13 protein-coding genes are annotated in these 13,296 nt (G+C 59.0%); 3 read left to right on the forward strand and 10 right to left on the reverse strand.

Annotated elements, in window-relative coordinates; genetic code table 11:
- Positions 1-171: 171 nt before the first annotated feature.
- The gene (locus AC07SI_RS21080; RefSeq protein ID WP_065904833.1) at positions 172-624 is read left to right on the forward strand and encodes a GNAT family N-acetyltransferase; all 453 of its coding nucleotides are present in this window, start codon (positions 172-174) and stop codon (positions 622-624) included.
- A gap of 154 nt (positions 625-778) precedes the next feature.
- Here the strand turns inward: AC07SI_RS21080 and AC07SI_RS21085 are convergent, their stop codons facing one another.
- The 3 genes from AC07SI_RS21085 to AC07SI_RS21095 are packed head-to-tail and all read right to left on the reverse strand — an operon-like array spanning position 779 to position 3,744.
- Complete coding sequence (locus tag AC07SI_RS21085) at positions 779-1,075, reverse strand: winged helix-turn-helix domain-containing protein (protein ID WP_065904835.1); 297 nt, start codon at positions 1,073-1,075, stop codon at positions 779-781.
- A gap of 19 nt (positions 1,076-1,094) precedes the next feature.
- Complete coding sequence (locus tag AC07SI_RS21090) at positions 1,095-1,595, reverse strand: M48 metallopeptidase family protein (protein WP_010207148.1); 501 nt, start codon at positions 1,593-1,595, stop codon at positions 1,095-1,097.
- Between the two features lie 43 nt (positions 1,596-1,638).
- Positions 1,639-3,744: a putative bifunctional diguanylate cyclase/phosphodiesterase gene (locus AC07SI_RS21095; protein WP_065904837.1), complete on the reverse strand. Its 2,106-nt coding sequence runs from the start codon at positions 3,742-3,744 to the stop codon at positions 1,639-1,641.
- 312 nt (positions 3,745-4,056) lie between these two features.
- On the opposite strand from AC07SI_RS21095, the gene AC07SI_RS21100 reads away from it, so the two are divergent.
- On the forward strand, positions 4,057-4,722 hold the full coding sequence (locus tag AC07SI_RS21100; protein ID WP_065904839.1) for a polysaccharide lyase family 7 protein: 666 nt from the start codon (positions 4,057-4,059) through the stop codon (positions 4,720-4,722).
- Positions 4,723-5,052: 330 nt separating this feature from the next.
- Here the strand turns inward: AC07SI_RS21100 and AC07SI_RS21105 are convergent, their stop codons facing one another.
- On the reverse strand, positions 5,053-5,616 hold the full coding sequence (locus tag AC07SI_RS21105) for a hypothetical protein (protein WP_141697289.1): 564 nt from the start codon (positions 5,614-5,616) through the stop codon (positions 5,053-5,055).
- Positions 5,617-6,383: 767 nt separating this feature from the next.
- Here AC07SI_RS21105 and AC07SI_RS21110 point away from each other — a divergent pair.
- On the forward strand, positions 6,384-6,677 hold the full coding sequence (locus AC07SI_RS21110; RefSeq protein WP_223015466.1) for a fructose-bisphosphate aldolase: 294 nt from the start codon (positions 6,384-6,386) through the stop codon (positions 6,675-6,677).
- 60 nt (positions 6,678-6,737) lie between these two features.
- On the opposite strand, the gene fba is transcribed toward AC07SI_RS21110, so the two are convergent.
- The 6 genes from fba to tkt form a co-directional block, all read right to left on the reverse strand.
- The gene (gene fba, locus AC07SI_RS21115; protein WP_003177554.1) at positions 6,738-7,802 is read right to left on the reverse strand and encodes a class II fructose-bisphosphate aldolase; all 1,065 of its coding nucleotides are present in this window, start codon (positions 7,800-7,802) and stop codon (positions 6,738-6,740) included.
- 198 nt (positions 7,803-8,000) lie between these two features.
- Entirely contained in the window at positions 8,001-8,333 is a 333-nt protein-coding gene (locus AC07SI_RS21120) for an MliC family protein (RefSeq protein WP_106802423.1), read from the reverse strand.
- A gap of 62 nt (positions 8,334-8,395) precedes the next feature.
- The gene (locus AC07SI_RS21125) at positions 8,396-8,623 is read right to left on the reverse strand and encodes a hypothetical protein (RefSeq protein ID WP_495006444.1); all 228 of its coding nucleotides are present in this window, start codon (positions 8,621-8,623) and stop codon (positions 8,396-8,398) included.
- A 29-nt stretch (positions 8,624-8,652) separates the two neighbouring features.
- Positions 8,653-9,816 (reverse strand): phosphoglycerate kinase, encoded by a 1,164-nt coding sequence (locus AC07SI_RS21130; protein ID WP_025857657.1) that lies wholly within the window; start codon positions 9,814-9,816, stop codon positions 8,653-8,655.
- A 17-nt stretch (positions 9,817-9,833) separates the two neighbouring features.
- Positions 9,834-10,889: an erythrose-4-phosphate dehydrogenase gene (epd, locus tag AC07SI_RS21135; protein ID WP_106802420.1), complete on the reverse strand. Its 1,056-nt coding sequence runs from the start codon at positions 10,887-10,889 to the stop codon at positions 9,834-9,836.
- 167 nt (positions 10,890-11,056) lie between these two features.
- On the reverse strand, positions 11,057-13,054 hold the full coding sequence (gene tkt / locus AC07SI_RS21140) for a transketolase (protein ID WP_106802419.1): 1,998 nt from the start codon (positions 13,052-13,054) through the stop codon (positions 11,057-11,059).
- Positions 13,055-13,296: the final 242 nt, after the last annotated feature.

Raw genomic sequence — 13,296 nt, forward strand, 5'->3', positions numbered from 1 at the left:
CTTGTTCCAGGCGGTGCCTGAGGTTCTAACAGTAGCTCAGATTACACAAAGAAACGGGCAGCGAATGCACTCAATAATGGCAAATTGATTTCACTCACAAAAATAGCTGATTTAGACAGACGCACCCGCCGCGCTTACTATCCAGACCTGACACTTATGCGAGAACACACCATGACAGTTGATTGGGTCTGCAAACATCACGACGAGCTGGGCAAAGAGCAGCTATACGCCATCATGCGCCTGCGCAATGAAGTGTTTGTCGTCGAGCAGAAATGCATCTACCAGGACCTCGACGGGCAGGACTTGTCGGGCGACACCCATCACCTCATGGCCTGGCAGGACAATGAACTGGTGGCCTACCTGCGCCTGCTGGACCCGGAGTCCCAGGGTGGAGATGTGGTGATCGGCCGCGTGATCGTCGCACCGGTGGCGCGCGGCACCGGGCTGGGGCATCGGATGATGACCGAGGCGCTCAAGCAAATCGCTGATATCTGGCCCGAGACGCCGATTTTTCTCTCGGCCCAGGCGCACCTGCAGGGCTATTACGGGCAGTATGGCTTTGTGGTGGCGGGTGAGGAGTATCTGGAAGATGACATTCCACACATCGGCATGCGCCGCGACTGAGAGCCTCATCGCAGGCAGCTCCCACACATCAAAAGGTGGGAACAGCCAATCAAGCTTCAGCGAAGCGGCGGCATAAGCGATAGGGGTTGGCCCCTCGCGATCCCTGTGGGAGCTGGCTTGCCTGCGATGGCGCCAGCGCACTCACCACCGACCTTCAGGGATACCCCAGCACCTGCTTCACCGACGCCAGATTCGCCTCGATCCACCGCCGATCAATCGCACCCCAGTCGCGAATCCGGTAATGCCCGGCATGGTTGCGGGCGCCGTCTTCCTGCTCGAACTCACACACGATATCCAGGTCCGCCAACGCCGCAATCGTGTCCTGCGCGGTGCGCCGGGGCATGCCGGTGGCGTCGGTCAGGGCCGGTACGCTGCTGGCCTGGCCGCTGTCGATCAGGTAGGCCACGTACAGGCGGCGGTAGAAGCTGCTCTTGGTCTTGCTCACATCCATGGTCGGTCGCCTTGTGCGGTCAGGGTTTGCCCTGCAGGTCGCGATACGTGAGGTACACCCGCAGGTCGAATTCCACCTGATGGTAGCCGGGCATCATGTATTCGCAGAGTTTATAGAACGCCTTGTTGTGGTCCGATTCCTTGAAGTGTGCCAGCTCATGCACCACGATCATGCGCAGGAATTCCGGCGCGGCCTCTTTAAACAGCGCGGCGATGCGAATCTCTTTCTTGGACTTGAGGTTGCCGCCCTGCACCCGCGAAATCGTGGTGTGCAGGCCGAGGGCGCGATGGGTCAGGTCCAGGCGGTTATCGAACAGCACCTTGTCGATGGCCGGCGCGTTGCGCAGGTGTTCCTGTTTCAAGGCCAGGGCATACGCGTACAGGGCCTTGTCGCTCTGCACGGCATGGCGTTCGGGGTAGCGCTGCTCCAGGTAGGCGCCCAATTGGTCCTTGGCGATCAATTGGCGCACTTGCTCTTGAAGGGCAGCGGGGTAGGCCTGGAGGTATTTCAGCGCGGTCATGGGGTATGGCAACAGAATTCGGAAGGTCGCCAGTGTAACGAATTCAGCGCAAGCGAGTGCGTGACCAGTCGACCACTTCCTCGGCCATCAACGGCTGCGCCGCCCAGGAACCCTGGATAAACGCGCAACCATTGGTCTTGAGCCAGTGGGCTTGCTCGGCGGTTTCCACGCCTTCGGCCACCACCAGCACATCAAAATGCCCGCACAGTTCGATGATGCTGCGCGCCATCGCCGCGTCGCGTGCCGAGCCCGGCAGGCGGGCGACCAATTGCGGGTCGAGTTTGAGCGTGTCGAACGCCAGGTCGCGCAGGTGGGCCAGGGAGCACTGGCCGGCGCCAAAGTCATCGAGGGCAATGCGCACGCCGATCCGACGCAGCAACTTGAGCTGTTTGGCGGACTCTTCCAGGTTGCTCATCAAGCAGTCCTCGCCGATTTCCACCTCCAGCTGCCGCGCCTGCAGCCCATGTCGCTCGAGTACCTGCTGCAGTTGATTGGCCAGGTTGGGCATATTGAACTGGCTGCTGCTCAGGCTCACGCTCAACACCAGCTCATCGTCGAACGTGGCTTGCCACGCCTGGCGCTGGGCAGCGACCTGCTGGTAGATCCAGGCACTCAATTGGCTGATCAGCCGTGCCTCTTCCAACAATGGCAGGAACAACCCCGGCGGCACATCGCCGACACTCGGATGCTGCCAGCGCAACAGCGCCTCGACGCCGCGCAGACGTCCGTCTGCCAGCGACACCTGAGGCTGGTACACCAGGGTGAAGTCCTTGTTTTGAATGGCGGTGCGCACGCTGTCTTCGAGCATCAGGCGCGAACGCGCGCGGCCGTTCATTTCCTGATCGTAATAGCGATATTGCTGACGCCCCGCACGCTTGGCTTCGTACATGGCGATGTCGGCAGCGCGCAGCAGGCCATTGAGGTCCGAACCACAGTCCGGAAAGATCGCGATACCAATGCTCACACCCAGCATCACATCCAGGCCATCCACCTGCTGGCAAATCGAAACCCGGTCGATCAGTTTTTCCGCAATCTTCGCCGCCTGCTCCGGGAATTCCAGCTCCAGCAACGCGGTAAATTCATCCCCACCCATGCGGCCCAGAATGTCACCGGAGCGCAGGCAACCCTGCAATTGCTCCGAGACCCAGCGCAGCACCCGGTCGCCGGCGTCATGACCCAGGGAGTCGTTGACCCGTTTGAAGCCATCGAGGTCCAGATAGAGCAGCACCAGGCAATGTTCCGCGCGCTCGCTGCGCAGCAAGGTGTTCTCGACGGTCTGGTAGAAGCCGCGCCGGTTCAGCAGGCCTGTCAGCGGGTCGGTGACCGCCTGGAACTCCAACTGCTGATGCAGGTGACGCACCTCGGACATGTCCAGTACGGTCACCACCATGGCCTTCTGTTCGGTCGGCAACGGCGCACACGACAACGCCACCGGCACTTGCTGGCCACGGCCGGTGCGCAGGATGGCGTCGTGCAGGCGCCAGGTTTCGCCCTTGCGAAACCCGGCATACATCTGCGATTCCAGCCACGTAGGGACATGCGGTTTTTGCAGGAAGCCGAGGAATTCCTGGCCCTGCAGCTCATGGATCGTGGCATTGAGCAGGCGCGAGATCGCCGGGTTGGCGTATTCGATCACGCCGCCTTCGCTCACCACCAGGATGCCTTCGGCGGCGTTATCCAGCACCGAGGCATTGAAGGCGCGCGCCGATTCCAGGTCATGACTCAGGCGCTGCAAGGCCCGGCGGTTACGCTGGTGCTCCAGCAACGCCTGGACCTTGGGCTTGAGGATATGCGGGTCGAAGGGTTTGAACAGGTAGTCGATGGCGCCACTGGCGTAGCCTTCCAGCACAGCGGCCGGGGATTGGGCATTGGCACTCAGGAAGATGATCGGCGTCATGCGGGTGCGCTGGCTGCCGCGCATCAGGCGCGCGACTTCAAAGCCGTCCATGCCGGGCATCATCACGTCGAGCAACACTAGGTCGACCTCATGTACCAGCAGCAACTCAAGGGCTTCCAGGCCGGAACCGGCGGTGACTACCTGCCAGTCTTCCCGCTGCAAAAGTGCGCGCATGCTGATCAGGTTTTCCGGGTAGTCATCGACCACCAAAAGAACCGAACTGCTATCGCCGTGGTGTGGAGCGCATTCCATGCTACATCTCTTCCTTGGGAGCCCACTCCGGTCACTTCTGGGAGAAAACCCGGACAAACACTGAGGCCTCACTCTAGCCCCGGTTCCGAAAAATCAGAAGTAACCTCAGTGCCATCATTGCGCCAAAGCTCAGGAAGCCGACTAACGGTCAGTGCCTGCAGCCCACGGTTCATGGGAAATATGGCTTTTTGGCATTCCTCTGGCGCCAATAATTTGCCATCGATTAATTAACAAGCGCAGGACTACGGCCTATAAAGAACCTGTCTGGCCTAAGGGCCATAGCCTACACCCCTCTGTAAAAAGGCCTACGCCATGATCGACCTCTCTACCTGGAACCTGAGCATTCCCGTTGGCTCGCCCCCCGCGACCATCGACACCCCGAAACTGCTTAGCGGCTTCAAGGACCAATATTTCCAGGCCGAAGGCAGCAACGTGCAATTCTGGACCCCCGTCACCGGTACCCGCACCGAAAACGCCGTCTACCCGCGCAGCGAACTGCGTGAAACCTACGCCGACGGCCGCTTGCGCAACTGGACCTACCCCGATGCCGACAATTTCCTGCGCGCCACCCTGGCCGTCAACCAGGTGCCCTCCAGCGGCAAGATCGTCATCGGCCAGATTCACGCCTATGACAGCCAGAAACCGCTGATCAAGCTGGAGTATCAATTCAAGGAAAAAACCCAGACCGGCAACATCGTCGCCAAAGTGCGCATGCGCCCGGACGAGGACGAAGGCCGGGTGATCATCGTCGCCTCCAATGTGCCGCTGGAGAAAACCTTCACCTACGTCATCAACCTGAACAAGGCCGGGCTGCTGAGTGTGTATGCCGCCGACGGTGAGTGGAACGAGCGCATCGGCGCGGCGTGGGCGGCCAAGCCGCTGTACTTCAAGGCGGGCGCTTATGTGCAGGACAACAGCGGGAATAGCAAGGAAGGCGCAAAGGTGACGTTTGCGAAGTTGGATATTGATCACGAGTGAATGGATTAGCCTCATTTCGAGTAGGCATTGTCGGATGAGTGCAAGGCTGATTCCCTGGTAAATCCAAGCACTTAAACCACCACCGCCCTCTGTAGGAGCGAGCTTGCTCGCGAAGAACTCACAGGCACCGCATTTATCCAGGATGCACGCGTTACCGTTGACGTTTTTCGCGAGCAAGCTCGCTCCTACAGAAGAAGGCAAGTACGCTTAACTGATCGGCAATAGGGCAAGCCTACTCGCCGCTTCTTATAGTTCGCCCCGTCGCTGGTATTGACTGGCGAAAGGGTTTGCTGCCAGAACGAACGCCCTACTCACTCAACAGACAATCGATCACTGCGATTTCGATACCCAGTCGACATTCCGCTCAACGATGGTCAATTCAAACCCCACGCCCCCTCTGCGACCTTGGGCATATAAATACCCCCACCAACAGCCTGCAACATCAACCTGCTCATACACCCCCACTATTCCTTCACTTAAAGAGTTCAAGCTGATTTTTACAGTGCTCACACCAGCATCAACCTTCGTCAAATCAAATTTAACTTGATTTTTATAGGATTCATCATAAGTCGCAATATCAAAATTACTTGTAGTGTCCCCGACACAAAGGTATTTTTTATATAAACCTATGCATTTTCCATACTGCTGATTTTGATCGCGACTATAAATGACATAGGCCCCTTCAACACAGCGAAAATAGAGAAGCGCACCTTCACTCTCAAACGTATTAGCACACAAATACTCACTAATTTTCGGTTGAGCACGTGCATTCGAACCATCGGGATTACTGGTCGCCACCAACGTTTTGAAAGTAACCGCCGCCCTCTTTGAGTCACTGGCATACATATACTTCAATCGGCCGGTAAATGATTGTTCGACATCAGAAGAGCTCATAAAACACCTCCATGAAAATAAAAAATTATAATTTGAAAACATGGGACACTTCAAAAACCGCAAATCAATTGCCGCACCTATAATAGAAAACACCCTCCCCAAAAACACCTGTTATAACTGACAGTTTTTTAGAAGGTTTCGAAATTAAATTTATACCCAATAAAGCAATTGATAACAAAAGTTCGATAGCGCTTATGGTCACGAGTGAATGGATTGGCCTCATTTCGAGTAGGCATTGTCTGATGAGTGCAAGGCTGATTCCCTGCTAAATCCAAGCACTTAAACCCACCACCGCCCTCTGTAGGAGCGAGCTTGCTCGCGAAGAACTCACAGGCACCGCATTTATCCAGGATGCACGCGTTACCGTTGACGTTTTTCGCGAGCAAGCTCGCTCCTACAGAAGGCAAGTACGCTTAACTGATCGGTATTAGGGCTGCCCTCTCCCTTGTTCTGTGCAGGCTGAGGATTCGGTGCTCGTCCTACGCGGCCGTTGCAGCAAGCCTACTCGCCGCTTATAGTTCGCCCCGTCGCTGGTATTGATCGGCGATGGGGTTTCGCAGCCCTAACGATACGTGTGCAACCAAGCATCATGAATGCAACGACGAGCGCTTCTGCGTCCGGCGTTCACTTTATGGTGGCTGTGTGTGGGAGACCTTCGGGTCTGCCGGGTTCCTCGTATCCTCGGTCTGCGAACCCGCACACAGCTACCACCCTTTCGTTTCGCAGCGAACGGCGGTAGTCCTTTTTAGATACGAGGAATATTTGCCATGAACGATCAACTACCACCCCGCCGCTTCACCCCTTGCACGGAAACCGCCACCGATTACCCCGTGCTCCTGATCGACAGCAACGCCCCACTGCTCGACCTTCACGCCTGCCTGCGTGAACGCCTCAACGCCGCCCTTGAACACCTCAACCTGATCGCCTGCTCCAGCCTGCCGGACTTCGCCGAGCGTGATCTGAATAACGTGGCCAATACCGCACGTATTCTCGTCCAGGACGTGAGCGATGTATTCCGGGTGATTGAACACCGGGGTTTCGACAGCTCCACCGTCGCCTGATCAAATTCCATAAACAAAAAAGCCCGCATCGCTGCGGGCTTCTTTTTAAACGCCTGAGGCTCAGTTCACCTTAGCGTTCAACTCACCTTTCAAATATCGCTGGTACATCGCTTCCAACGAGATCGGCTTGATCTTCGAAGCGTTACCGGCGGTGCCGAACGCTTCGTAGCGAGCGATACACACATCACGCATCGCAGTCACGGTAGCGCCGAAGAATTTGCGTGGGTCAAATTCGCTCGGGTTGGTGGCCATCAGGCGACGCATCGCACCGGTGGAGGCCAGGCGCAGGTCGGTGTCGATGTTGACCTTGCGCACGCCGTACTTGATGCCTTCGACGATTTCTTCAACCGGTACGCCGTAGGTTTCTTTGATGTCACCGCCGTACTGGTTGATGATCGCCAGCCACTCTTGCGGAACCGAGGAAGAGCCGTGCATCACCAGGTGGGTGTTAGGGATGCGCTTGTGGATTTCCTTGATGCGGTCGATGGCCAGCACGTCGCCGGTCGGCGGCTTGGTGAACTTGTAGGCGCCGTGGCTGGTGCCGATGGCGATGGCCAGGGCATCAACCTGGGTCTTCTTGACGAAGTCGGCGGCTTCTTCCGGGTCAGTCAGCATCTGGCTGTGATCCAGCACGCCTTCGGCGCCGATGCCGTCTTCTTCACCGGCCATGCCGGTTTCCAGGGAACCCAGGCAGCCCAGCTCGCCTTCAACCGAAACGCCGCAGGCGTGAGCCATGGCCACGGTTTGTTGGGTGACGCGTACGTTGTATTCGTAGTCGGTTGGGGTCTTGCCGTCTTCACCGAGGGAGCCGTCCATCATCACCGAGCTGAAGCCCAGCTGGATGGAACGCTGGCACACGTCCGGGCTGGTGCCGTGGTCCTGGTGCATGCACACCGGGATATGCGGGAATTCTTCGATCGCGGCGAGGATCAGGTGACGCAGGAACGGGGCACCCGCGTATTTGCGCGCACCGGCCGAAGCCTGGACGATCACCGGGGAGTCTGTCTTGTCAGCGGCTTCCATGATGGCGCGCATCTGCTCAAGGTTGTTGACGTTAAAGGCTGGGACGCCGTAGCCGAACTCGGCTGCGTGGTCCAGCATTTGACGCATGCTGATAAGTGCCATTGTGTTGTCTCTCCCGGTCGAGGGTCGTTAATCGTGCAAGCCTGCCGTAGCGGCGGCTGCTATTCAAGTTATTGCAGGTCAGGGTGAGTGCATCTGACCGGCTGAATCGTTATTGCTGATGAGCTGGACTCAAATTCCAATCGGAAACACCGCTTTCGCGGGCAAGCCAGTTCCCACATTTGATCTTCAGTGATCTCACTATTGGGCCTTGCAGCCGCGCCCGATCAAATCATCAGTGGCGACCCAGTAAACCAGGCCTTCCTCACCTTTTGTGTGGAACGCCAACTGGTCGTTGCTATAAAGCACGCCCGAGGCGGCAACGTCCTGTTTAAGGCGATAAACCTGGTCCGAACCACCGAGGCGAACATCCACCTCGTTGCGGGCCTGGTTGGCAAAGCGCCAGTTCACTTCGGCCTTGCTGTCGCAAATCCAAGTGGTCCATTTATCGGCAGGCTCTGCCTTGTTGAACATGTTCATGCTGCTGCAACCGGCCAGAAGGGCCAGGGCTGCCAGGGCGAAAACGCCTTTCATTGCCAATCCTCGAACGACGGCCCAAAGCGCCGTCATTGCTGTCGGTTAGTTGATCTGACCCGTCAAGGGCAACCCTGTTCCTGACCGTTGGGCGCGGCGTCGTATTTCTCCAGCCGCTCGTTGCCGATGCGCTTGTTGATCACCGGCATGGTCTCGGCCTGCCAGTCCGCCTGATAACAGCTCTTTTTCTGCGCCGGGGCAGACTTATCCGCCTCCGGCACAGTGCTTGGCGTGCTGCCGCAGCCGGCCAACAGGCCCGCCGCGATCATCAATGCCAACGGCTTGATCATGGGAATACTCCTTTTCCGGATCACGAGCCTCAGCCTTTGGCTCGGGTTTCCAGCACTTCAACGGCCGGCAGGACTTTGCCTTCGACGAACTCGAGGAACGCGCCGCCACCGGTAGAAATGTAGGAGATCTGGTCAGCAACGCCATATTTATCGATGGCGGCCAGGGTGTCGCCACCACCGGCAATGGAGAACGCCGAGCTTTCGGCAATGGCCTTGGCCAGCACTTTGGTGCCGTTGCCGAACTGGTCGAACTCGAACACGCCGACCGGGCCGTTCCACAGAATGGTCTGCGAGGCTTTCAGCAGTTCAGCGAAGTTGGCCGCGGTTTGTGGGCCGATATCCAGGATCATGTCGTCGGCAGCCACATCAGCAATCAGCTTGACGGTAGCTTCGGCGCTTTCAGCGAATTCCTTGGCCACGACCACGTCGACCGGCAATGGCACGCTGACTTTGGCGGCGATGGCGCGGGCGGTGTCGAGCAGGTCCGGCTCGTACAGCGACTTGCCTACCGGATGGCCGGCGGCGGCCAGGAAAGTGTTGGCAATGCCGCCGCCGACGATCAACTGGTTGCAGATCTGGCTGAGGCTGTTGAGCACGTCCAGCTTGGTCGAGACCTTGGAGCCGGCCACGATGGCGGCCATTGGCTGTGCCGGCGCGCCCAGGGCCTTGCCCAATGCATCCAGTTCAGCGGCCAGCAGTGGGCCAGCCGCGGCGACCTTGGCGAACTTGGCCACGCCGTGGGTCGAACCTTCGGCGCGGTGGGCGGTGCCGAAGGCGTCCATCACGAACACGTCGCACAGCGCAGCGTATTGCTGGGCCAGTTCGTCGCTGTTCTTTTTCTCGCCTTTGTTGAAGCGCACGTTTTCGAACAGCACGATGTCGCCGGCCTTCACGTCGACGCCACCCAGGTAATCAGCGACCAGTGGCACGTCGCGCCCCAGGGCCTTGCTCAGGTAGTCGGCTACCGGCTTGAGGCTGTTCTCGGCGGAGAACTCACCTTCGGTCGGACGACCCAGGTGCGAGCAGACCATCACGGCCGCGCCTTTTTCCAGGGCCAGCTTGATGGTCGGCAGCGAGGCCAGGATTCGCGCATCGCTGGTGACAACACCGTCCTTGACTGGGACGTTGAGGTCTTCGCGAATCAGTACGCGCTTACCTTGCAGATCGAGGTCGGTCATCTTCAACACGGTCATGGGTCGCAGTTCCTGAATTACTGTTGAGGTTGTTTAGAGGCGATGTGCAGATAATGTTCCGCAACATCCAGCATTCGGTTGGCAAAGCCCCATTCGTTGTCGAACCAGGCCAGGATGTTCACCAGCCTCGGGCCGGAAACGCGGGTCTGGCTGGCATCGACAATGGCCGAATGCGGGTCATGGTTGAAATCACAACTGGCGTGGGGCAACTCGGTGTAGGCCAGCAGGCCTTTGAGCGGGCCGCTGGTGGCGGCGTCGCGCAGGATCCGGTTGACCTCCGTCGCGTCGGTATCGCTGACGGTTTGCATGGTGATGTCCAGGCAGGACACGTTCACCGTCGGCACCCGTACGGCTTTGGCCTGAATTCGCCCGGCAAGTTCCGGCAGCAGTCGCTCGATACCGCGAGCCAGGCCGGTGGACACCGGAATCACTGACTGGAACGCCGAGCGCGTGCGACGCAGGTCTTCGTGGTGATAGGCATCGATCACCGGCTGGTCGTTCATCGCCGAGTGAATCGTGGTGATCGACACGTAATCCAGGCCAATCGCCTGATCCAGCAGACGCAACAGCGGCACGCTGCAATTGGTGGTGCAGGACGCGTTGGAGACCAACAACTCAGTGCCGGTCAGGCAATCCTGGTTGATGCCGTAGACGATGGTGGCGTCGACATCCGCCTCGCTGGCCATCGGCTGGGAAAACAGCACACGCGGTGCGCCGGCGTCGAGGAAACGCTGGCCATCGGCACGGGTGTGGTAGGCACCGGAGCATTCCAACACCAGGTCGACGCCCAGCGCCGCCCAGTCGATGCCCTCGGGGGTGGCACTGCGTAATACTTTTACGCAGTCGCCATTGATATGCAGACAATCGCCTTCCACACGCACTTCGCCGGGGAAGCGGCCGTGAGTGGAGTCAAAGCGTGTCAGGTATTCGATGCTGGCCATGTCGGCCAAATCGTTGATAGCAACAATCTCAAACCCGGCCGCCGCCCCTCGCTCGAACAGAGCACGCAAGACGCAACGACCAATGCGGCCGTAGCCGTTGAGTGCAACTTTGTAAGGACGCGGTTGGGGCATGGGGTTCTCGATTACCTTGGGTAATGGGGTGTCTACCAGACTGCCTTCGCGAGCAAGCCCGCTCCCACATTTGGAATGGGTTCACAATTGCAACCATGTGAACCCGATCTAATGTGGGAGCGGGCTTGCTCGCGAAGGCGTCAGTACAGCCACCTCAATCTACAGCCTTAGTCTTCCAGCAGCTCTTCAGCCTGGCCCAGGATATTTTCCAGGGTGAAGCCGAACTCTTCGAACAACGCTGGCGCCGGCGCCGACTCACCGTAGGTGGTCATGCCGATCACGCGGCCTTCCAGGCCCACGTACTTGTACCAGTAGTCGGCGTGAGCCGCTTCGATGGCGATACGTGCGCTGACCTGCAGTGGCAATACCGATTGCTTGTAGCCGGCGTCCTGGGCTTCGAACACGCTGGTGCACGGCATGGACACAACGCGCACGTTGCGGCCTTGCTCGGTCAGCTTGTCGTAGGCCTGGACGGTCAGGCCGACTTCGGAACCGGTGGAGATCAGGATCAGCTCCGGCTCGCCGACGCAGTCCTTGAGCACATAACCGCCACGGCTGATGTCGGCGATCTGCGCGTCTGTACGCGCCTGGTGCTGCAGGTTCTGACGCGAGAAGATCAGCGCCGAAGGGCCGTCCTTACGCTCGATCGCGTGTTTCCAGGCCACTGCGGATTCGACCGCGTCGGCTGGACGCCAGGTGTCCAGGTTCGGCGTGGTGCGCAGGCTGGTCAACTGCTCGACCGGCTGGTGCGTCGGGCCGTCTTCGCCCAGGCCGATGGAGTCGTGGGTGTACACGTGGATCACGCGCTTCTTCATCAGTGCGGCCATGCGCACGGCGTTGCGCGCATATTCCATGAACATCAGGAAGGTCGCGCCGTAAGGCACCAGGCCGCCGTGCAGGGACACGCCGTTCATGATGGCGCTCATGCCGAACTCGCGTACGCCGTAGTACATGTAGTTGCCGCTGGCGTCTTCGGCCGAGACACCTTTGCAGCCTTTCCACAGGGTCAGGTTGGAACCGGCCAGGTCAGCCGAGCCGCCGAGGATCTCAGGCAGCAGCGGGCCAAAGGCGTTCAGGGTGTTCTGGCTGGCTTTACGGCTGGCGATGGTCTCGCCCTTGGCCGCGACTTCGGCGATGTAGGCCGAGGCTTTTTCCGAGAAGTCCGCAGGCAGGTCACCGGCCAGGCGGCGTACCAGTTCGTTGGCCAACTCAGGGAATTCGGCGGAGTAGGCCGCGAAACGCTGGTCCCACTCGGCTTCGGTCGCCAGGCCTTTTTCCTTGGCGCTCCACTCGGCGTAGATGTCGGCCGGGATTTCGAACGGGCCGTGGTTCCACTTCAGCGCTTCGCGGGTCAGGGCGATTTCCGCGTCACCCAGTGGGGCGCCGTGGCAGTCTTCTTTACCCTGCTTGTTCGGCGAGCCGAAACCGATGGTGGTCTTGCAGCAGATCAGGGTGGGTTGCTCGCTCTTGCGCGCGGTGTCGATGGCGGTCTTGATCTCTTCCGGATCGTGGCCATCCACGTTGCGGATCACCTGCCAGTTGTAGGCTTCGAAACGCTTGGGCGTGTCATCGGTGAACCAGCCTTCGACTTCGCCGTCGATGGAGATGCCGTTGTCATCGTAGAAGGCGATCAGCTTGCCCAGGCCCAGGGTGCCGGCGAGGGACGCGACTTCGTGGGAAATGCCTTCCATCATGCAGCCATCACCCAGGAACACGTAGGTGTGGTGGTCGACGATGTTGTGGCCAGGGCGGTTGAACTGCGCGCCCAGGACTTTTTCGGCCAGCGCGAAACCAACAGCGTTGGCCAGGCCTTGGCCCAGGGGACCGGTGGTGGTCTCGACGCCTGGGGTGTAGCCGAATTCCGGGTGGCCCGGGGTACGGCTGTGCAGCTGGCGGAAGCTCTTGAGGTCATCGATGGTGACGTCGTAGCCGGTCAGGTGCAGCAGCGAATAGATCAGCATCGAGCCGTGGCCGTTGGACAGCACGAAGCGGTCACGGTCGGCGAACGACGGGTTGCTCGGATTGTGTTTCAGGTAGTCACGCCAAAGTACCTCGGCGATATCCGCCATGCCCATTGGGGCACCGGGATGGCCGCTGTTGGCTTTTTGCACGGCATCCATGCTGAGGGCACGAATGGCGTTGGCACGCTCACGACGGCTGGGCATCGCTGATCTCCTGGGGTTTGAATAAAAGAAACGGAAAAAAGGACCGGCATTTTCCCTCAGCCACCGCCTGCGGGCAATGACAGATAGTCACTTGTGGGTGTTTTTCCTGTGGTTTGCGCGGCAATCGCTTGCAGAAAAGACCGACCGGTTCGTCTAAAGGTTATAGCGGCTGCTTATAACTGCCACTTATCGTTCAATATCAAAACTTTTTGATATTGGCCTTGCGAGGTCTTCACCTCGTC

The organism is Pseudomonas sp. GW821-FHT05D12 (genome assembly GCF_059419825.1).